This window comes from Kaistia defluvii (genome assembly GCF_040548815.1).
GTDB lineage: Bacteria > Pseudomonadota > Alphaproteobacteria > Rhizobiales > Kaistiaceae > Kaistia > Kaistia defluvii_A.
On the sequence record NZ_JBEPSM010000001.1, the window covers coordinates 2,076,011 to 2,093,889 of the forward strand.

A 17,879-nucleotide genomic window follows, 5' to 3' on the forward strand; every position below is an offset into this window, starting at 1 on the left:
TCAGCCTTCGTCGCGCAAAAGCCCGCGCAACTCCGCGACGCCGGCGGCGATGCGCGCATTCGTCTCCGCCTCCATGGCACGATAGCGATCGAGCACGAGCCGGCCGATTGGCGTCAGCCGCGCACTGCCGCCGCCGCCCGTGCCGCCCTTCTCCGTCTCGACCAGCGGATCGCGAAACGCCGTGTTCATCTCGCGAACAAGGCTCCAGACGCGCTTCGGGCTCATCGCGAGCCGCGCCCCGGCGCCGGAGAGCGAGCCGGTATCAGCAATCGCCTCCAGCAGATCCGCCTTGCCCGGCCCGAGCGCAAAGCCAGGCTTGAGCACGAGGCGAAAACGCAGGCCTTCGGTCTGGTTGGGAAGTCTCATGCGGTTTCAGGATTCCATCGGACGAGGACGCGCATTCTGGCGCATCCCCCGGCCGACCGTCGAGGGGCTTATGCCCTCTGCGGAGGCAGCACGCCTGCCCCAAGAAAGACCGTTGTGCCAGACCCCGCCTCAACATCCGGAGGAGACTTGCGGAGCAAGTCGTCTCGAAGGACGCACTGCCTGCGGGCAAATCCGCACTGCCCACCCACCCCGCGTGCTTCGAGACGGCCCTCCGGGCCTCCTCAGCATGTTGAGGATAGTGTTGCGCGCAGGTGTCCCTCAGAGAGAGGTGAGAAGACGCCGCTTATAGAACTCCGGGCGCCGACACGAGACGGCGCCCGGAGGTTCTGGTCAGTCCGACTGACGGAAGCTGCGGATGCGGTCGAACGCCACCGCGATGACGATGAAGCTGCCGACGAAAGCGCCCTGCCAGAAGGTCGAGATGCCCAGCAGGATCAGGCTGTTGCGGATGACCTCGATCAGCGCCGCGCCGACCACCGCGCCAAATGCGGTGCCGACGCCGCCAGCGAGATTGGCGCCGCCGATCACGGTCGCCGCGATCACGGTCAGTTCCATGCCGGTGCCGAGATTGGTCGTCACGCTGCCGAGCCAGCCGGTCATCAGCACGCCGGCAATGCCGGCCGTCAGCGCCGAGATGACATAGACGCCGACCTTGATGCGCTTCACCGGCACGCCGGTAAGCACCGCCGCCTGCTCATTGCCGCCAATGGCGAAGATGTGCCGTCCCCAGCCGGTCCAGCGGAACACGAAGCCGGCGATCAGCGCCATCACGGCCAGCACGATCAGCGGATTGGCGATCCCGAGTGTGGTGCCGCCGCCGAGCTGCAGCAGCAGGGCTTGGTCGGGTCCGAACTGATAGACCATCTTGTTGTTGGACAGCACCAGCGCCATGCTTCGCGCCACTGAAAGCATGCCGAGGGTCACCACGAAGGGTGGCATTCCGACATAGGCGATCAGCACCCCGTTGACGATGCCGACGAGGATGGCGGCGACCAGCGCCAGCGCGATGCCGACGGCCAGCGGATAGCCGGCGCTCATCACCAGGCCGGTGACGATCGCCGAGAGGCAGAGCGTCGAGCCGACCGAAAGGTCGATGCCGCCGGAAATGATCACCACGGTCATGCCGATCGCGACGATGCCGACAAAGGCAAAGTTGCGCGTCACGTTGAACAGATTGTTCTTCGTCGCGAAGGTGTCGGTCATGAAGGTCAGCGCGATGCAGGCCAGCACCGCCGCCAGGAATACCCAGAAGGTCTGGCGCGACAGCAGCCAGCTCAGCGTGCTGTGCGTCTGGTGATTGATGGTGTCGTCGAGCGAAACAGCCATTTGTAACGTCCTCCCTCTTCCTTTCGCTCGATGTCAGGCGCGCTCGAGCGCGCCGGTGATCAAGGCCGTCACTTCTTCCGGGGAACTGTCGGCGATCCGCTTGTCCGCCACCTTCGTGCCGCGCCGCAGCACCACGATCTTGTCGCAGACGGAGAACACGTCCGGCATGCGGTGGCTGATCAGGATCACGGAGATGCCCTGGTCGCGCAGGCGCCGGATCAGGTTCAGCACCTCGGCCACCTGCCGCACGCTGATCGCCGCCGTCGGCTCGTCCATCAGCACGATCTTCGAATCGGAGAGCCGGGTGCGGGCGATCGCCACCGCCTGGCGCTGCCCGCCCGACATCTGCTTGACCAGGTCGCGCGGCCGCGTCTCGGATTTCAGTTCCTTGAACAGGGCCCCGGCGCGCTTGTACATCGTCGCGTAATCGAGGATGCGGATCGGCCCGAAACCGCGCTTCAACTCGCGGCCGAGAAAGACATTGGCCGCCGCCGTGAGGTTGTTGCAGAGCGCAAGATCCTGATAGACGACCTCGATGCCATTCTCGCGCGCTTCGACCGGCTTGTGGAAATGGACCTCGCGGTCCAGCACCCGCATGGTGCCGTGCGACGGCGGAAAATTGCCGGCGATGATCTTCACCAGCGTCGACTTGCCGGCGCCATTGTCGCCCATCAGCCCGACGACTTCGCCGGGCTCGATGGTCAGCGAAACGTCGTTCAGGGCCTGAATCGCCCCGAAATGCTTCGAAATGCCCTTGAGTTCCAGGACAGTCATCCCGGCGCTCCTCCCTGCCACGCAGGCCGTTGGCCGGCCCGTCGTTTCCCTGGTATCCGGTGCGGCGACGCCGCCCGGGTCTCTTTTTACCCTTATTGGCGCGCCAGAGCGCCGTCAACTTTAACATCAGACAAATAGCGCGGCGATGCCGCTGAGGCATCCCAGTTTTATTGCCCCGCTATAAACCGCTATACCTCGGTTCGGCAGCATAGCTAGTATACTGATATGAAAATGGGTGGCGGAACGGCGCGTATTGCACTGCAAGAACTTACAATGCGATGCAGCATGACGCATTTCATAGGATTAATCGGATTGACTTTGTTCGCTTTCGGAATTTAGTTGGTTGTGTCCGCTGATACGACAGAGGGCCCAAAATCGTTCGCGCCGCGATGACCGGGAACACCCGGGATCCAGGAATGCGCGACTTTCATAGGGTGGCGGACGACGGATTTCTATTGTCTCGGGAGGACAACAGCATGAAGAAGACACTCGCGATACTGTCGCTCGCCACCACCTGCCTGGCGCTCAGCCTCGGCGCGGCGCGCGCGGAGGACAAGGTCCTCGCCATAGTCGTGAAGGGCCTCGACAATCCCTTCTTCGAGGAAATCAACAAGGGCTGCCAGAAATGGAACGCCGAGAACCAGGGCAAGGGCTATACTTGCCTTTATACCGGCCCTGCTTCCAGCAATGATGAAGCCGGCGAAGTCCAGATCGTCGACGACCTGCTGACCAAGGGCGTCGCCGCCATCGCCATCTCGCCGTCCAACGCGCCGGCCATGGCCAATCTTCTGAAGCAGCGCGCGCCCACCATCCCCGTGATGACGGTCGACGCTGACCTGAACAAGGAAGATGCCGCGCTCCGCAAGGCCTATCTGGGTACCGACAATTACCTGATGGGCGTCAAGATGGGCGAGGAACTGCAGAAGCTGAAGAAGGGCGGCACCGTCTGCCTTCAGCTCGGCAACGTCGCGGCCGCCAACATCGCCGCCCGCGCCGCCGGCGTGCGCGACACGCTGGCCGGTGCCAAGGATGTCGACAAGCTGACCGGCCAGAACGGTTGGACCGAACCGGCGGGCTGCCCGCTGTTCACCAACGACCAGTCCGACCTCGCCAACCAGCAGATGAGCGATACCTTCACCGCCAATCCGAAGCTCGACGCCTTCGTGCTCGTCGGCGGCTGGGCCCAGTTCGCCCCGCAGGCCTATGCGCAGGTCACCGACGGCGTCATGGAACGCCTGAAGAGCAAGGACCTCGTGATCATCGCCGGCGACACGCTGCCGCCGCAGATCGACGCGCTCAAGGCCGGTCGCAGCCATGCCCAGATCGGCCAGCGGCCATTCGAAATGGGCTACAAGGCGCCGGACGCCATGATCAAGCTGATCAACGGCGAAAAGGTTGACGAGATCCTGTTCACGGGCCTCGACACCTGCCTGCCGGAGAATGTCGACAGCTGCCTGGCCAAGTAATCCAGACAGCCCCACGGACCGAGACAGGCCCGGGGCATCGACTGACCACTAGAGGGGCGCCCATGGCGCCCCTTTTCCATTCAGGCCGGATCGCCGGGCGTGCATCGCATGCGCCGAGGCTCTATATCGGACCGGGGACTGACTTCAAGACGAGGATATCAGACGATGCGCCGCACCATCCTGGCACTTTCGCTCCTTCTGGCCGCGACACCGGCCTTCGCCTGCACCGAGGAGGAGCTTCAGGCCAAGTCGATTTCGCTCGCCGACCTGGTCAAGCAGATCACGACGAAGGATCCGAGCCAGGCTGCGGAATGGCGCAAGCGGCAGGTCGAGGTTGACCGTGTCGCCGAACGGACCACGAATTTCGACGAGATCTGCGCCGCCTATGACAAGGCGATCGCCGAGGCCCAGGCCAAGCAGTAAAACTCTCGCGAGCATCCGCCACGAGCCTTCCCCTGGGTCGGCATGAGGTCCACTCTTGTCCCGCGCCCGGCGATCCGCCGGATCCGAGGCGGGCAACCGGGGCGTCCGCGCCCCAGGGGAGGACCTCATGGCTCACTATCTTCTGCAGGTCTCCTACGCCGCCAACGCCGTCAAGGCGATGGTGGCCAATCCGCAGAACCGCGAAGATGCGGTTCGCAAGGTCGTTGAGTCGATGGGCGGCAAGCTGCACGCCTTCTATTTCGCGCTTGGCGAATTCGACGTCGTGATCATCGCCGAATTCCCCGACAATGTGTCGGCGGCCGCCGTGGCGCTCGCGACCAGCGCGACCGGCGCCCTGTCGAAATTCGAGACCACCGTGCTGATGACCCCAGCCGAAGGGGTGGACGCGATGCGGAAGGCAAAGACCGGAGCGTACTCGCCACCGGCCTGATGCAGCCGCTTCCGACAAAGCAAACAGGTCGCTTCACTCGAGGCCAAGCCTAGAGCGCTAGCGGAGCATGCAGAATTCGGCCACACCCTGCCCGCCGTGCCATGGCATCGGCAGGAAGATCGATCAGCGCTCTCCGCGAGGCTCAGCGCGGCGGCAGGCTGATGCGTGGCAGCGTCCCGTCGAAGACGAACGACACCCCGGAAAGCATCATCGACCGCTGCGAAGCAACGCCATGATCGGCCCAGATGATCGGGCCGGCTCCGGCCTTGTTGGCAAGCAGAAAGCCAGCGACGACCACGAGTGCGACAGCTAGTCCAAACTGGAGATCCATCGTTACCCCCGTTCTCTGCTCGGTGATTCTAGCACAAGTCGCGTGCCGCTGCGACACCCCCTGCCGAAGAGCGTGCTGCCATGCTATGGGGTCGGCCTGGAAGGCCACTCATGATCCGCATCAATGACGACATTGCCCTCGACGACAGCGAGATCGAGGAGAGCTTCATCCGCTCTTCCGGACCGGGTGGGCAGAACGTAAACAAGGTTTCGAGCGCGGTTCAGCTGCGCTTCGATGCGCGGCGTTCGCGCGCGCTGCCCGACGCGGTCGCGGTGCGGCTGATGCGGCTGGCGGGTTCGAAACTGACGCAGAATGGCGTCATCGTCATCACGGCGCAGCGCTTTCGGGATCAGGCCCGAAACAGGGCTGACGCGCTGGAGCGTCTCGTGGCGCTGATCCAGGAAGCCTTGATTCCGCCGACGCCGCGGCGCGCGACGAAACCGACACTCGCATCGAAAAAGCGGCGCCTGGAGGGCAAGGCGAATCGTTCCGGGGTCAAGGCCATGCGCGGCGGCGTGAAGGTCGATTAGCCCTCGCCAAATCAGCAGAACCCGTGCAACATTTTGCCGCGGCCGCTGCTGCGGCATCATTACGGGGAGAGCCTCATGGGCATTATCTGGACCATCATCATCGGCTTCGTGGCTGGCGTCATCGCCAAGTTCATCACCCCGGGCAGCAATGAGCCAAGCGGCTTCATTCTGACAGTTATCCTGGGCATCGCCGGCGCGTTCCTGGCCACCTATCTGGGCCAGGCCATTGGCTGGTACGGCCCCAACGACCAGGCCGGTTTTATCGGCGCGATCGTCGGAGCGGTCATCGTACTGCTGATCTGGGGCGTCATCGTCAAGAAGCGCGCCTGATCGAAAAGAGACGGCCGGGTTCAGCGAACCCGGCTTTCCCATTCCGGGCAATGATCATGCACGGCCTTCGTCAGCGGGCATTGACCAGTGGCGCCGCGATAGGCGAGATAAGAGCCAGTCGCCAGGGCGAGCACGGAAAGCAGCCGGTTCGGCCGTGGTTTGACCGCTGCCGCCGCAAGGATGAGGCCGGCAACCACAGAGACGATGCGGCCTTCGGTCGAGACTTCCGGAACGACAACGGGGGGTTTTGCCCGAAACATGATTTTTTCTCCGATTGCTGACAGGGGTTGAACGCGCGAGTGTCGTGCCCGTTCCAATGGAGAGGTAGGCGATGATCCGGGTTGGCATAGGTGGGTGGACGTTCGAGCCCTGGCGGGACAATTTCTATCCGGCCGGGCTCCCGCAGAAGCGCGAGCTCGAATATGCCAGCTCCAAGCTCACCTCGATCGAGATCAACGGCACCTATTACGGATCGCAGAAGCCGGAGAGCTTCCGCAAATGGGCGGAGGAGACGCCGGATAATTTCGTCTTCGCGCTGAAGGGCCCGCGCTTTGCCACCAACCGCCGCGTGCTCGCCGAGGCGGGCGAGTCGATCTCGCGCTTCTTCGCCAGCGGCGTCACCGAGCTTGGCCCCAAGCTCGGGCCGATCAACTGGCAGTTCATGGCGACCAAGAAATTCGACGCCGAGGATTTCACCGGCTTCCTCGAACTGCTGCCGAAGACGGTCGACGGCATCGCCATCCGCCATGCGGTCGACGTGCGTCACGAGAGCTTCCAGACGCCGGAATTCATCGCGCTGGCCCGCAAGCATGGCGTCGCGGTGGTGGTAGCCGATTCCGAGACGCACCCCCAGATTGCCGACCCGACGGCCGACTTCGTGTATGCACGCCTGCAAAATGCATCCGAAGAGGAAAAAATCGGCTATCCGGAGTCCGCTCTTTCCGAGTGGAAGAAGCGCGCCGAGCGCTGGGCCGAGGGCGGTGTCCCCGCCGACCTGCCGTTGCTCTCGGAGAAGCCGGCCAAGGCCGGCAAGCGCGACGTTTTCATTTACATGATCAATGGCTTCAAGCCGAAGGCGCCGTTTGCCGCCATGGCGCTGATCGAGAAACTCGCCTCCCGCTGAGTCAGTCTGGGGCCCCGCCGACGCTAGTCGATTCCCAACCGGTTGCACCCGGTTGTATCGATTTTGTGAACAGTCCAGCGCCCAATTCTCGCCTTTTTCGGCTGTTGATAAACAGCCAACGAAGCTTGTTTCCGTTTTGGGTGCAATCCGCGTCGGCGAACGCGAAAACGAAGAGATCCAGTGTGCAGGTAAAATTGCGTATCGCGGCCGTGACGGCCGCTCTCGTAGCCGCCGGTGCGGCCCTCTCCTTCGGGAGCCTTCCGGCCGAAGCCGGGACCCAGTGTGGCCGAGCCTCCTGGTATGCCCTGGGCGGCAAGACCGCCAACGGTGAACGCAACAACCCCAACGCCCTGACTGCCGCCCATCGCAAGCTGCCCTTCGGCACCCGCGTCCGGGTCGAGAACCTCAAGAACGGCAAGTATGTCGTCGTCCGCATCAACGACCGTGGCCCCTTCACCGGCGGCCGAGTGATCGACGTCTCGCGCGCCGCGGCGCAGCAGCTCGGCATGGTCAAGTCCGGCACCGCCAAGGTCCGCCTCGTCGTCGACGGCGCCGCCGTGAAGAATTCCTGCCCCGCCTGATCTCCGCCAGGGCTCGGTCCCATCGCCTCCGATGGTGGAGCGAGCCTAAGTCCCGTCCAGCGCCACGGCCTTGACCAGCGCGGTGACGGCGAGGCCCGGAACGAGTTCCAGATCCCGCACAGCGTCCCGCGTGACCCGCGCCAGCATCGGCTCCCCGCCGACGTCGAGGCGGATGCCGACATCGTGGCTGCGACCCTCGCCGATCGAGACGATCTCCGCCCTCAGGCGGTTGCGGACCGAGAGCCGGCCGGGCTCGCCCACGGCCAGCGTCACATCGCGGGCACGAATGCGGATGCGCAGCCGCTTGCCGATCGGCGCATCGATCGAGGGTACGACCAGCGACCCGGCCGGGTGATCGAGCCGGGTGACGCCGGCTTCCGGATCCTGCGCCAAAACGGTCGCATCCAGCACGGCGCCCGCCTCCCACTCCCCGATCGCATCGAGGCGCGCGAATACCTCGCCGACCGGCCCGATCGCGGCGACGCGCCCGGCCTCGATCAGCGCCACCGTATCGGACAGGCGCGCCACCTCCTCGACCGAATGGCTGACATAGACGATGGGGAGTCGCTTGGCGTCGCGCAGTCGCTCGATGAAGGGCAGGATCTCGGCCTTGCGCTCGCGATCGAGCGCCGCCAGCGGCTCGTCCATCAGCAGGCAATCGGGGCTCGACAGCAGCGCCCGGCCGATCGCCACGCGCTGCTTCTCGCCGCCTGAGAGATCCCGCGGCATCCGCGCCATCAGCCCGCCGATGCCGAGCAGGTCCACTACCTCGTCGAGACTGCCCCAGCGCCGCGCCTGCGGCGTCAGCCAGCGGCCATAGAGCAGGTTGGACCGCACCGAGAGATGCGGAAACAGCCGCCCCTCCTGGAAGACATAGCCGATGCGCCGCTTTCCGGCCGGCACGAAGATCGACCGCTCGGTGTCGACCAGCGTCCGCCCGTCGAGCACGATCCGGCCCTGGTCGGGTCGGGACAGGCCGGCCACGAGGTTCACGAGCGAGGTCTTGCCCGACCCGGAACGGCCGAACAGGGCCGTGACGCCCGGCCCGGTCTCCAACGCGATATCGAGCGAGAACTGCCCCAGCTGCTTGCGAATGGCAATCGAGAGCGTCATGCCACGCCTCCCCGCGCCATGCGGCGGGCGAGGAACTCGGACAGGACGAGCGCGGCCAGCGAGATGGCGATCGAGATCGCGGTCAGCCGCAGCGCCGCGGCGTCGCCATCCGGCGTCTGGATCAGCGCGTAGATGGCAGAAGGCATCGTCTGCGTCTGGCCGGGAATGTTGGAGACGAAGGTGATGGTGGCGCCGAACTCACCCAGGGCACGGGCAAAGGACAGCACCACGCCGGCGAGGATTCCCGGCAGCGCCAGTGGCAGGGTGACGGTAAGAAAGACGAGCGCCCTGCCCGCGCCGAGCGTCGAGGCCGCCTGCTCGAGCCTCCGGTCGATGCTCTCGATCGAGAGGCGGATCGCCCGCACCATCAGCGGAAAGCCCATGACGCCGCAGGCGAGCGCGGCGCCGGTCCAGCGGAAGGCGAAGACGAGACCGAAGGTGTGCTCGAAGAACGCACCGAGCGGACCCTTGCGGCCGAAGGCGAGCAGCAGCAGGTAGCCGGTGACAACAGGCGGCATCACCAGCGGCAGATGGACGAGGCCGTCCAGCAAGGTCCGGCCGAAGAAGCGCCCGCGCGCCAGCAGCATCGCCATGGCGATGCCGACCGGCAGGCTGACCAGCGTCGCCACGGACGACACCTTCAGGCTGAGGCCGATGGCGGTCCATTCTTCGGGGGAGAGAAAGCCGTTCATCCATCAGCCGCTTGGGGAATCGCCAGCATCGAGACTAGGTCGCCAGCCTCACGACATCCAGCCGCCTAGCCGCGGCCCTCGAGCCAGGTAAAACCCTGCGCCTCGAAGCTCGGGCGGGCTTCCGCCGAATTCAGCCATTCCAGGAACGCCTTGGCGTCCGGGCTTGTGGAAGCCGCGACCCGGGCGACCGGGTAGACGATCGAGGGATGGCTCGTCTCGGGGAAAATGCCCACCACCTTGACGTTCGGCTCGGCCTTGGCGTCGGTGCCATAGACGATGCCGAACGGCGCCTCGCCCTTGGCGACGAAAGCGAGCGCGCTGCGGACATTGTCGGCCTGGGCGACGTTCGGCGCGACCGAATCCCAGACGCCCAGCGCCGTCAGCGCCGCCTTGCCATATTTGCCGGCCGGCACCGAATCGATCGAGCCCATGGCGAGCTTGCCATCTGCACCCAGCGCTTCGGCGAGCGGGAAATCCTTGGCGATCGTCAGCGTGGCGGTCGAATCCTTGGGCGCGACCAGAACCAGCGTGTTGCCGAGCCGCGTCACGCGCGACGCCGGGTCGATCAGATCCTTCTTCGCCAGATAGTCCATCCAGTCGAGATCGGCGGAGAAGAAGATGTCGGCCGGCGCCCCCGCTTCGATCTGCTTGGCGAGGTTGGACGAACTCGCATAGCTGATCGCCAATTCCTTGCCGGTCTTGGCCTTGTAGACGGCCGCCGCGCCGTCGAGCGCATTCTTCAGGCTGGCGGCGGCGAAGACGGTGACGTCGGCCGCCTGCGCCATCGTGGCGGCGAACGGGGCGACAAGAAAGGCAAGGCTGCCAAGAAGGACAAGTCCGCGGCGGAAGCGATGGATCGACATGGAGAGCTCCTGAAATCGGAGCGACATTTCTGCACGGAAATATCGCTGCGATCAACGCCCCCTCCGAAAGGATCACTCCCATTGATGACGGCTGCACGAATTGGAATTGGACGCGGCGCGCCCGCCCCGGCTAGCCTGACGCAAAGCAAGGGGGATGATGATGGTCGCCGAATACACGCTCTATTCGATGCAGTTCTCGGGCAATTGCTACAAGCCGCGCCTTGCCATGCACGAACTCGACATTCCGTTCCGCATCGTCGACTTCGTGAAGGGCAGCGGGCAGACCACGAGCCCGGAATTCCTGGCGCTCAATCCGAACGCCCAGGTGCCGCTGCTGATCCTGCCGGATGGACGGCCGCTGGCCGAATCGAACGCCATGCTGCTGCATCTGGCCGAGGGCAGCGCGCTGATCCCGGCCGACGCCTATGATCGCGCCATCTGCTACCAGTGGGTGTTCTTCGAGCAGTACAGCCACGAGCCGGTGATCGCCGTGGCGCGCAACTGGCTGCACTACATCCCCGGCGGTCGCGAGACCATGGCGCACCGGATCGACGAATGGCAGGAGAAGGGCAACCGCGTCCTCGGCATCATGGAGGCGTTCCTGGCGAAGCATGACTTCTTCGGCGGTCCGGCCTTCTCGGTCGCGGACATCGCGCTCTATGGCTACACCCATGTCGCCGAGGAAGCCGACTACGATCTCGGCCGCTATCCGGCAATCCGCGCCTGGCTTGCCCGCGTCGCGGCGCGGCCTCGGCATGTCGGAATCGACTGGCGGCCGTAGGGGCGGTGACGGCGTTCACAGACAGTTCAGCGGTCACCGTCTATGAACGCCTTTCACGGATTTTTAACCGTGATTCCAAGCCCTTACTTTCGACACGATATCTGTCGGGCAAAGCCACAATCCATCCGGACGAGCGCCGTAGTCGAGGCTCTGAATAGGAGCGTGGGACGGGCGTGGCTGACGGCAAGATCGACGGGAAAAGATGATGAGCATGGACGACACGAACAGGAGCTTCAGCGGGAGCCATCGGCGCGAGCGGGCGACGCGCGGAGCCTTCTATCTCTGGATGGCGGCCTACGCTGCCATCGTCGTGGCGATCGTCGCCGTCCATGCCATCGGCGGCGCGAGCGCGCCGGATGGCGAACCGACCCGGCAGGCGACGCGGAGCGGCGTTTCGCTCGGCCCGGTCATTCCGATCGTCGCCCAAGCGGATGTGAATGGCTGATGTTCAATCGTCCTCCCCGCCCGCACGAACGCGTCCAGGTCCGCCGGCCTCCCGCCGGCGGCGAGCGCCGTCAGCACCACGACTCCTTCGAGATCGAGCAATTCTGGCTGGCGGCCCCCCTCCGGTCCTGCGAAAAGTGAGGCCGTCGCAGGCAGCGACCTGCGGCATGGCGATACACGCGATGCGGGTCACTTCCTATTCTGCCCGGTTCGGTTATGGTCGCCGCGGATAGGGGAAGATAGATGCCGCTGACGACCGAACAACAAATGCTGATCGAGATGCGCGTGGCCAATGAGAGCCCGAGCACGGCTACCGCCTATCTGCTCTGGCTGTTTCTCTGGTTCGTCTCGGCTCACCGCTTCTATCTGGGCCGGCCGGGAACCGCCGTGCTGCAGATCCTCAGCTATTTCATCGCCATCGGCTTCATCTGGCTCCTGATCGATGCCTTCCTGATCCCCGGCATGATCCGCCAGCGCCAGAACGAGATCCGCCAGCGGATGATGGCCGGGATGTTCTGAGCGTCGCGAAAGGCCGCTCGCCACTTTCGCGCGAAATCCTGGCCGGTCGAGAGGATCGGCCACGGCGTCTGGACAATCCGGCGCGGGCGTCCTTAGCTACGCGCCCATTCCCAAACCCGGACGCCACGCCATGCCCCATCCTGCGCTCGCCCCGAACCATGTCGCCGTGATCACCGGCGGCGCCTCCGGCATCGGCCTCGCCGCCGCCAGGAAGTTCCTGGCGCTGGGCATGAAGGTGGCCATCGCCGATTATCGCCAGGACGCGCTCGACGCGGCAGCGGCAGAACTCGGCCCCGACGTTCTGGCGGTCCGCACCAATGTCGCCAGCCGCGACGACATCGAGCGCCTGAAGGACGCGGTCTACCAGCGCTTCGGCAAGGTCAACGTGCTGATGAACAATGCCGGCACCGACGGCGCAGGCCCGGTGCTCGGTTCGTTCGAAAACTGGGAGCGCGTGATCGGCACCAATCTGTTCGGCGTCGTGCACGGCATGCAGGTGTTCGTGCCCGAGATGCTGAAAGGCACGGAGCCCGGGCTGGTGATCAACACCGGCTCCAAGCAGGGCATCACCACCCCGCCGGGCGACGCGGGTTACAACGTCTCCAAGGCGGGCGTGAAGGTGGCGACCGAGGCGCTGGCGCATGAGCTGCGCAACATCGAGGGCGCCAAGGTCACGGCGCATCTGCTGATCCCGGGCTTCGTCTGGTCCTATCTGACCAAGGGCGACCGCACCGAGAAGCCGGCTGCCGCCTGGACGCCGGAACAGACGGTCGACTTCATGATCGCCTCGCTCGATCGCGGCGATTTCTACATCCTCTGCCCCGACAATGACGTGGACCGCGCCACTGACGAGAAGCGCATCCTCTGGGCCGCCGGCGACATCGTCGAAAACCGCCCGCCCTTGTCGCGCTGGCACAAGGATTTCGGCGACAAGTTCAAGGCGTTTCTGAAGGGGTGAGGCCGAGGCTCGGCCAGCCACCTAAGGAAGCCCCTCACCCAACCCTCTCCCGCAAGCGGGCGAGGGCCTTTCGGGCGGCGTGTTGTCGAGGTGGAGATCTGTGTTGGCAGGCGGCGCTGGAACGTCCGGGCCCGGCGAGCCCCCTCTCCCGCACGCGGGAGAGGGTTGGGGTGAGGGTCTTCCATCTCCCCCGCTACCCGAGCAACAAAAAAAGCCCCGCTCAACCGAGCGGGGGCTTCTTCATTCGTGCAGTACCGCGGCTTGGAAACCGTCAGCCCTTGTTCTTGTTGTAGACGTCGAACACCACGGCGCCGAGCAGGACGAGGCCCTTGACCACCTGCTGCCAGTCGACGTTCACGCCCATGATCGACATGCCGTTGTTCATGACGCCCATGATGAAGCCGCCGACGACGGTGCTGATCACCTGGCCGACGCCGCCCATGGCGGACGCGCCGCCGATGAACACCGCCGCGATGACGTCGAGCTCGCTGCCAAGACCCGCGGCCGGCACGGCCTGGCCGAGGCGGGCCGCGATGATCAGGCCGCCGAGTGCCGACAGCACGCCCATGTTGATGAAGACGAGCAGCGTCAGGCGTTCGGTCTTGATGCCCGAAAGCTGCGCCGCCTTGATGTTGCCGCCCATCGCATAGACGCGGCGACCGATCGTGGTGTGCCGCGTGATGAAGACGAAGAACGCGACGAGGATGCCCATGACAACCAGGACGATCGGGAAGCCGCGATAGACGGCGAACTGGTAGACGAAGAACAGCGCCAGCGCCGAGACGACGATCGTCTTGACGACGAACAGGACGAAAGGCTCGGCCTCATAGCCATGACGCTCGCGCGTCCGGCGGGCGCGCAGGCCCGAAATGGCATAGGCCAGCACGGCGATCACGCCGAGCAGGAGCGTGGTCAGGTTGAGCGTGACGCCGCTGCCAAAAACCGTCTTGCCGGCGGCATTGACCGTCGGAGGGATCAGCACCCAGGTGCCGAGCACTTCCGGCAGGAAGCCCGAGCTCAGGGCCTTGAACGAATCCGGCAACGGGCCGACCGACGAGCCGCCGCCCAGTAGTCCCTGGCAAAGGCCGCGGAATACCAGCATGCCGGCGAGCGTGACGATGAAGCTCGGTATGCGGTGATAGGCGATCCAGTAGCCCTGCGCCGCGCCGATCGCGCCGCCGACGATAAGGCAGAGGATGGCGACGACGAGCGGATTGGCGAAGAAGCCGCCCAGCGGCCAGATCACCATCATCATCGCGGCCAGCGCGCCGATGAAGCCCGCGACCGAACCGACGGAGAGATCGATATGGCCGGAGACGATGACGAGCAGCATGCCGAGCGCCATCACGATGATGAAGCTGTTCTGCTGCACGAGATTGCTGAGATTGACCGGCTTGAACAGCGTGCCGGTCGTCAGTTGGAAGAACACCATGATGGCGATCAGCGCCAGGATCAGCCCGTATTCGCGCAGGTTCGAGACGAACGACGAAACGGGGACGCGGGTGCCGGCCGGGATATCCGTGGCGACGCCGGTCTGCGGGTTTGGAGCGGTATCGGTGCTCATGCTGCTTTTCCTTCTCCGCGCACGATGGCGCGCATGATCTTTTCCTGGCTCGCCTCGCTCGCCGGCATCTCGCCGACGATCGCACCCTCGTTCATGACGTAGATACGGTCGGAGATGCCAAGGAGCTCGGGCATTTCGGATGAGATGACGATGATCGCCCGACCCTCGGCCGCCAACCGCGCAATGATCGTGTAGATCTCATACTTGGCGCCGACGTCGATGCCGCGCGTCGGCTCGTCGAGGATCAGCACTTCGGGATTGGCGAAGAGCCACTTGCTCAGCACCACCTTCTGCTGGTTGCCACCCGAGAGATTGCCGGTCTTCTGATAGACGCTGGGCGAGCGGATGTTGGTCTTGCTGCGATATTCGTTGGCGACGTCGAGTTCCCTGAGGTCGTTGATGACGCCGTTGGTCGACACGCCCTTCAGATTGGCGATGGTGATGTTGTTCTTGATGTCTTCGATCAGGTTGAGGCCGAACACCTTGCGGTCCTCGGTGACATAGGCGAGGCCCTGCTTGACCGCCTTGCCCACCGTCGAGACATCGACCGGCTTGCCGTGCAGTTCGACCTCGCCGGTGATCTTGCGGCCATAGCTGCGACCGAACAGGCTCATGGCGAATTCGGTCCGCCCGGCGCCCATAAGGCCGGCGATGCCGACGACCTCGCCTTTGCGGACATTCAGGTTGATGTTCTTGATCACCTGCCGGTCCGCATGCAGCGGATGGTAGACCGACCAGTTCTTCACCTCGAAGAAGACTTCGCCGATCTTGGGATCGCGCGGCGGATAGCGGTCCTCGAGCGAGCGGCCCACCATGGAGGTGATGATCCGGTCCTCGCTGATCTCGCTGCGGTCCAGCGTCTCGATCGTGCGCCCGTCGCGAATGACCGTGACGTGGTCGGCGACGCGGTTGATCTCGTTCAGCTTGTGCGAAATGATGATCGAGGTGATGCCCTCGCGCTTGAATTCCAGCAGCAGATCGAGCAGCGCCTGGCTGTCCTTCTCGGAAAGACTTGCCGTCGGCTCGTCCAGGATCAGCAGCTCGACTTCCTTGCTCAGCGCCTTGGCGATCTCCACCAATTGCTGCTTGCCGGTGCCGATGTTGGTGATCAGGGTCTTCGGATCTTCGCTGAGACCGACCTTCTTCAGCAGGGCGCGGGTGCGCTTCTCGTTCGCGCCCCAGTCGATCACGCCGAACTTCGCATGCTCGTTGCCGAGAAAGATGTTTTCGGCGATCGACAGCATCGGGACCAGGGCCAGTTCCTGGTGGATGATGACGATGCCCTTTTCCTCGCTGTCGTGAATGCCCCTGAAGTGGCATTCCTGGCCGCGATAGATGATCTGGCCTTCATAGTCGCCGGACGGATAGACACCCGACAACACTTTCATCAGGGTCGACTTGCCGGCCCCGTTCTCGCCGCAGATGGCGTGGATTTCGCCTTCCTCGACCTTGAGATTGACGTTGGAGAGCGCCTTGACCCCTGGGAAGGTCTTGGTGATGTCGCGCATCTCGAGAATATAGGAAGGCATGGCGGACCGCTCCGGCGCAGGTATACGGACCAGGGGACGTTAGCCCCTCGCCCGCCAGACGAGAAGGGGCCTCGCCTAGGCGAGGCCCCCAATCTGGATCGTGTGATTACTTGAGTTCGTCGGCCTTGATGTAGCCCGACTCAACCACGAGCTTCTCGTAGTTGGTCTTGTCGACCTCATGCGGGGTCAGCAGGATCGAGGGGACGACCTTGACGTCGTTGTTGTACGTCTTGGTGTCGAGGTTTTCCGGCTTGCCGCCCGAGAGGACCGTGTCGACGAGCTCGACGGTCGACTTGGCGAGGTCGCGGGTGTCCTTGAACACGGTCGAGTACTGCTCGCCGGCGATGATCGCCTTGACCGAAGCGGTCTCGGCGTCTTGGCCGGTCACGATCGGCCAGGGCTGCTCGGCGGTGCCGTAGCCGACGCCACGCAGCGAAGCGATGATGCCGCGCGACAGGCCGTCATACGGCGACAGGATGCCGTCGACGCGCTTGCCGTCCGAGTAGTTGGCCGACAGCAGGTTGTCCATGCGGGCCTGGGCGGTGGCGGCGAGCCAACGGAGCGTGCCGACCTTGTCCATGCCGACCTGGCCGGAGACGATCTTGATGGAGCCGTCATCGATCAGCGGCTGCAGGACCGACATGGCGCCGTCATAGAAGAAGAAGGCGTTGTTGTCGTCCGGCGAACCGCCGAACAGCTCGACGTTCCACGGCTTGGTGTCGGGGAAGCGTTCCTTGAGGCCCTTGACCAGCGAGGTCGCCTGGATGACGCCGACGCCGAAATTGTCGAAGGTCGTGTAGTAATCGACGTTCGGGGTCTTCTTGATCAGGCGGTCATAAGCGACGACGACGACACCGGCGTCGGCAGCCTTCTGCAGCGCGTCCGACAGCGTCGTGCCGTCGATCGAGGCGATGATCAGGGCCTTCGGGCCCTTGGTGATCTCGTTCTCGAGCTGGCTGAGCTGGTTCGGGATATCGTCCTGAGCGTACTGCAGGTCGACCGTGTAGCCCTTGGCCTCGAGCTGGGACTTGACGGCGTCGCCATCGTTGATCCAGCGCTGCGACGTCTTCGTCGGCATCAGGACGCCGATCAGGCCCTTGTCTTCTGCATGCGCTGCCGGTGCGAGCGCCAGCATGCTGACGGTAACTGCCGCGAGCGCGGACTTGAACAACTTCATTCGTCTTCTCCCTAATAGTACGACGTTTGCTCACGCGTGTCGCCAAGCCGCTTGTGTCAGCGAGCTCTGTCTTCACGAACCTACGATCACAATGCCCTGCAACCTCTCGGTTGCGGCCGTTCGTCCACCCGCCCTACCGGGCCAGACTCCGCTCGGCACGACTTGGTATGATTTATTTCGGCCTCCAGTCAAACACGTTTTTGCGTGTAGCGCTTCCACTCCGCCTGCACGGTGAATTTGGCGGTAATTTCAGAGCGCTTGGCAATAGTCGGATGAATGAACGCGCCGAGTCGCGCTTCCCGCCTCGCAAGTCATGCCGATCGGCTGCGTCGCGATCAGGCGATCGGCGTCGCAGGTCTAAGCGGCGCAGAACCGGAATATCCCCGGGGAGCGCAGGAATTGCGCGATCTCGCAGACAGTCAAACCGCATGCCGTAAGGGGAACTACTGGCAGACGACCGAGCGGGCAAGGCGCCACATCTGCCGCAGCAGGATTCACCACCATGGTGGCCCGCGCC

The 17,879-nt window shown here is 64.4% G+C and carries 22 protein-coding genes; 11 read left to right on the forward strand and 11 right to left on the reverse strand.

The window, feature by feature from the left end:
• The 3 genes from ABIE08_RS09740 to ABIE08_RS09750 form a co-directional block, all read right to left on the reverse strand.
• A complete protein-coding gene (locus ABIE08_RS09740; RefSeq protein WP_354550606.1) occupies nucleotides 1-366 on the reverse strand; it encodes a winged helix-turn-helix domain-containing protein in 366 nt (121 codons plus the stop codon).
• A 351-nt stretch (nucleotides 367-717) separates the two neighbouring features.
• Entirely contained in the window at nucleotides 718-1,713 is a 996-nt protein-coding gene (locus ABIE08_RS09745) for an ABC transporter permease (RefSeq protein WP_266329701.1), read from the reverse strand.
• Nucleotides 1,714-1,746: 33 nt separating this feature from the next.
• Entirely contained in the window at nucleotides 1,747-2,487 is a 741-nt protein-coding gene (locus ABIE08_RS09750) for an ATP-binding cassette domain-containing protein (RefSeq protein WP_354550608.1), read from the reverse strand.
• A gap of 476 nt (nucleotides 2,488-2,963) precedes the next feature.
• Here ABIE08_RS09750 and ABIE08_RS09755 point away from each other — a divergent pair, with 476 nt between their 5' ends.
• From ABIE08_RS09755 to ABIE08_RS09765, 3 genes are all read left to right on the forward strand, one after another.
• Nucleotides 2,964-3,953: a substrate-binding domain-containing protein gene (locus ABIE08_RS09755; protein WP_354550610.1), complete on the forward strand. Its 990-nt coding sequence runs from the start codon at nucleotides 2,964-2,966 to the stop codon at nucleotides 3,951-3,953.
• A gap of 165 nt (nucleotides 3,954-4,118) precedes the next feature.
• Nucleotides 4,119-4,376, forward strand: coding sequence for a hypothetical protein (locus tag ABIE08_RS09760; protein WP_354550612.1), 258 nt, complete (start codon nucleotides 4,119-4,121; stop codon nucleotides 4,374-4,376).
• Between the two features lie 127 nt (nucleotides 4,377-4,503).
• Nucleotides 4,504-4,827: a GYD domain-containing protein gene (locus tag ABIE08_RS09765; RefSeq protein WP_354550614.1), complete on the forward strand. Its 324-nt coding sequence runs from the start codon at nucleotides 4,504-4,506 to the stop codon at nucleotides 4,825-4,827.
• A gap of 142 nt (nucleotides 4,828-4,969) precedes the next feature.
• On the opposite strand, the gene ABIE08_RS09770 is transcribed toward ABIE08_RS09765, so the two are convergent.
• Nucleotides 4,970-5,158: a hypothetical protein gene (locus tag ABIE08_RS09770; protein ID WP_354550615.1), complete on the reverse strand. Its 189-nt coding sequence runs from the start codon at nucleotides 5,156-5,158 to the stop codon at nucleotides 4,970-4,972.
• A 110-nt stretch (nucleotides 5,159-5,268) separates the two neighbouring features.
• Between ABIE08_RS09770 and arfB the strand changes: the two genes are divergently transcribed.
• Together arfB and ABIE08_RS09780 are read left to right on the forward strand one after the other, a co-directional pair.
• Nucleotides 5,269-5,688: an alternative ribosome rescue aminoacyl-tRNA hydrolase ArfB gene (arfB, locus tag ABIE08_RS09775; RefSeq protein WP_354550617.1), complete on the forward strand. Its 420-nt coding sequence runs from the start codon at nucleotides 5,269-5,271 to the stop codon at nucleotides 5,686-5,688.
• A gap of 75 nt (nucleotides 5,689-5,763) precedes the next feature.
• Nucleotides 5,764-6,018, forward strand: a complete 255-nt coding sequence (locus ABIE08_RS09780) for a GlsB/YeaQ/YmgE family stress response membrane protein (protein ID WP_354550619.1) — start codon at nucleotides 5,764-5,766, stop codon at nucleotides 6,016-6,018.
• A gap of 20 nt (nucleotides 6,019-6,038) precedes the next feature.
• On the opposite strand, the gene ABIE08_RS09785 is transcribed toward ABIE08_RS09780, so the two are convergent.
• The gene (locus ABIE08_RS09785; RefSeq protein WP_354550621.1) at nucleotides 6,039-6,278 is read right to left on the reverse strand and encodes a YgaP-like transmembrane domain; all 240 of its coding nucleotides are present in this window, start codon (nucleotides 6,276-6,278) and stop codon (nucleotides 6,039-6,041) included.
• A 71-nt stretch (nucleotides 6,279-6,349) separates the two neighbouring features.
• Between ABIE08_RS09785 and ABIE08_RS09790 the strand changes: the two genes are divergently transcribed.
• Both ABIE08_RS09790 and ABIE08_RS09795 read left to right on the forward strand, forming a co-directional pair.
• Nucleotides 6,350-7,141 (forward strand): DUF72 domain-containing protein, encoded by a 792-nt coding sequence (locus ABIE08_RS09790; protein WP_354550622.1) that lies wholly within the window; start codon nucleotides 6,350-6,352, stop codon nucleotides 7,139-7,141.
• A gap of 200 nt (nucleotides 7,142-7,341) precedes the next feature.
• The gene (locus ABIE08_RS09795) at nucleotides 7,342-7,722 is read left to right on the forward strand and encodes a septal ring lytic transglycosylase RlpA family protein (protein WP_396309499.1); all 381 of its coding nucleotides are present in this window, start codon (nucleotides 7,342-7,344) and stop codon (nucleotides 7,720-7,722) included.
• 45 nt (nucleotides 7,723-7,767) lie between these two features.
• Here the strand turns inward: ABIE08_RS09795 and modC are convergent, their stop codons facing one another.
• From modC to modA, 3 genes are all read right to left on the reverse strand, one after another.
• Nucleotides 7,768-8,835, reverse strand: coding sequence for a molybdenum ABC transporter ATP-binding protein (modC, locus tag ABIE08_RS09800; protein WP_354550626.1), 1,068 nt, complete (start codon nucleotides 8,833-8,835; stop codon nucleotides 7,768-7,770).
• Nucleotides 8,832-9,527, reverse strand: coding sequence for a molybdate ABC transporter permease subunit (gene modB, locus ABIE08_RS09805; protein WP_354550628.1), 696 nt, complete (start codon nucleotides 9,525-9,527; stop codon nucleotides 8,832-8,834). The genes modC and modB overlap by 4 nt, the downstream gene beginning before the upstream one ends.
• A 65-nt stretch (nucleotides 9,528-9,592) precedes the next feature.
• A complete protein-coding gene (gene modA, locus ABIE08_RS09810; RefSeq protein ID WP_354550629.1) occupies nucleotides 9,593-10,390 on the reverse strand; it encodes a molybdate ABC transporter substrate-binding protein in 798 nt (265 codons plus the stop codon).
• A gap of 160 nt (nucleotides 10,391-10,550) precedes the next feature.
• On the opposite strand from modA, the gene ABIE08_RS09815 reads away from it, so the two are divergent.
• The 4 genes from ABIE08_RS09815 to ABIE08_RS09830 all read left to right on the forward strand — a co-directional run bounded on the left by ABIE08_RS09815 (nucleotide 10,551) and on the right by ABIE08_RS09830 (nucleotide 13,092).
• The gene (locus ABIE08_RS09815; RefSeq protein WP_354551645.1) at nucleotides 10,551-11,171 is read left to right on the forward strand and encodes a glutathione S-transferase family protein; all 621 of its coding nucleotides are present in this window, start codon (nucleotides 10,551-10,553) and stop codon (nucleotides 11,169-11,171) included.
• Nucleotides 11,172-11,382: 211 nt separating this feature from the next.
• The gene (locus tag ABIE08_RS09820) at nucleotides 11,383-11,616 is read left to right on the forward strand and encodes a hypothetical protein (protein WP_354550631.1); all 234 of its coding nucleotides are present in this window, start codon (nucleotides 11,383-11,385) and stop codon (nucleotides 11,614-11,616) included.
• Nucleotides 11,617-11,858: 242 nt separating this feature from the next.
• Nucleotides 11,859-12,134 (forward strand): TM2 domain-containing protein, encoded by a 276-nt coding sequence (locus ABIE08_RS09825; protein ID WP_354550633.1) that lies wholly within the window; start codon nucleotides 11,859-11,861, stop codon nucleotides 12,132-12,134.
• 130 nt (nucleotides 12,135-12,264) lie between these two features.
• Nucleotides 12,265-13,092 (forward strand): SDR family NAD(P)-dependent oxidoreductase, encoded by an 828-nt coding sequence (locus ABIE08_RS09830; protein ID WP_354550635.1) that lies wholly within the window; start codon nucleotides 12,265-12,267, stop codon nucleotides 13,090-13,092.
• Nucleotides 13,093-13,363: 271 nt separating this feature from the next.
• Here ABIE08_RS09830 and mmsB read toward each other — a convergent pair whose 3' ends face one another.
• The 3 genes from mmsB to chvE form a co-directional block, all read right to left on the reverse strand.
• Nucleotides 13,364-14,656, reverse strand: a complete 1,293-nt coding sequence (gene mmsB / locus ABIE08_RS09835) for a multiple monosaccharide ABC transporter permease (protein WP_354550637.1) — start codon at nucleotides 14,654-14,656, stop codon at nucleotides 13,364-13,366.
• Nucleotides 14,653-16,185 (reverse strand): multiple monosaccharide ABC transporter ATP-binding protein, encoded by a 1,533-nt coding sequence (gene mmsA, locus ABIE08_RS09840; RefSeq protein ID WP_354550639.1) that lies wholly within the window; start codon nucleotides 16,183-16,185, stop codon nucleotides 14,653-14,655. The genes mmsB and mmsA overlap by 4 nt, the downstream gene beginning before the upstream one ends.
• A gap of 106 nt (nucleotides 16,186-16,291) precedes the next feature.
• Nucleotides 16,292-17,362 (reverse strand): multiple monosaccharide ABC transporter substrate-binding protein, encoded by a 1,071-nt coding sequence (gene chvE / locus ABIE08_RS09845; protein WP_396308920.1) that lies wholly within the window; start codon nucleotides 17,360-17,362, stop codon nucleotides 16,292-16,294.
• Nucleotides 17,363-17,879 lie beyond the last annotated feature (517 nt).

What these genes read in the sequence shown, in the direction of transcription:
- ABIE08_RS09740 (WP_354550606.1), bottom strand. Translation starts at nt 366, where the DNA reads ATGAGACTTCCCAACCAGACCGAAGGCCTGCGTTTTCGCCTCGTGCTC.
- ABIE08_RS09745 (WP_266329701.1), bottom strand. Translation starts at nt 1,713, where the DNA reads ATGGCTGTTTCGCTCGACGACACCATCAATCACCAGACGCACAGCACG.
- ABIE08_RS09750 (WP_354550608.1), bottom strand. Translation starts at nt 2,487, where the DNA reads ATGACTGTCCTGGAACTCAAGGGCATTTCGAAGCATTTCGGGGCGATT.
- ABIE08_RS09755 (WP_354550610.1), top strand. Translation starts at nt 2,964, where the DNA reads ATGAAGAAGACACTCGCGATACTGTCGCTCGCCACCACCTGCCTGGCG.
- ABIE08_RS09760 (WP_354550612.1), top strand. Translation starts at nt 4,119, where the DNA reads ATGCGCCGCACCATCCTGGCACTTTCGCTCCTTCTGGCCGCGACACCG.
- ABIE08_RS09765 (WP_354550614.1), top strand. Translation starts at nt 4,504, where the DNA reads ATGGCTCACTATCTTCTGCAGGTCTCCTACGCCGCCAACGCCGTCAAG.
- ABIE08_RS09770 (WP_354550615.1), bottom strand. Translation starts at nt 5,158, where the DNA reads ATGGATCTCCAGTTTGGACTAGCTGTCGCACTCGTGGTCGTCGCTGGC.
- arfB (WP_354550617.1), top strand. Translation starts at nt 5,269, where the DNA reads ATGATCCGCATCAATGACGACATTGCCCTCGACGACAGCGAGATCGAG.
- ABIE08_RS09780 (WP_354550619.1), top strand. Translation starts at nt 5,764, where the DNA reads ATGGGCATTATCTGGACCATCATCATCGGCTTCGTGGCTGGCGTCATC.
- ABIE08_RS09785 (WP_354550621.1), bottom strand. Translation starts at nt 6,278, where the DNA reads ATGTTTCGGGCAAAACCCCCCGTTGTCGTTCCGGAAGTCTCGACCGAA.
- ABIE08_RS09790 (WP_354550622.1), top strand. Translation starts at nt 6,350, where the DNA reads ATGATCCGGGTTGGCATAGGTGGGTGGACGTTCGAGCCCTGGCGGGAC.
- modC (WP_354550626.1), bottom strand. Translation starts at nt 8,835, where the DNA reads ATGACGCTCTCGATTGCCATTCGCAAGCAGCTGGGGCAGTTCTCGCTC.
- modB (WP_354550628.1), bottom strand. Translation starts at nt 9,527, where the DNA reads ATGAACGGCTTTCTCTCCCCCGAAGAATGGACCGCCATCGGCCTCAGC.
- modA (WP_354550629.1), bottom strand. Translation starts at nt 10,390, where the DNA reads ATGTCGATCCATCGCTTCCGCCGCGGACTTGTCCTTCTTGGCAGCCTT.
- ABIE08_RS09815 (WP_354551645.1), top strand. Translation starts at nt 10,551, where the DNA reads ATGGTCGCCGAATACACGCTCTATTCGATGCAGTTCTCGGGCAATTGC.
- ABIE08_RS09820 (WP_354550631.1), top strand. Translation starts at nt 11,383, where the DNA reads ATGGACGACACGAACAGGAGCTTCAGCGGGAGCCATCGGCGCGAGCGG.
- ABIE08_RS09825 (WP_354550633.1), top strand. Translation starts at nt 11,859, where the DNA reads ATGCCGCTGACGACCGAACAACAAATGCTGATCGAGATGCGCGTGGCC.
- ABIE08_RS09830 (WP_354550635.1), top strand. Translation starts at nt 12,265, where the DNA reads ATGCCCCATCCTGCGCTCGCCCCGAACCATGTCGCCGTGATCACCGGC.
- mmsB (WP_354550637.1), bottom strand. Translation starts at nt 14,656, where the DNA reads ATGAGCACCGATACCGCTCCAAACCCGCAGACCGGCGTCGCCACGGAT.
- mmsA (WP_354550639.1), bottom strand. Translation starts at nt 16,185, where the DNA reads ATGCCTTCCTATATTCTCGAGATGCGCGACATCACCAAGACCTTCCCA.
- chvE (WP_396308920.1), bottom strand. Translation starts at nt 17,362, where the DNA reads ATGAAGTTGTTCAAGTCCGCGCTCGCGGCAGTTACCGTCAGCATGCTG.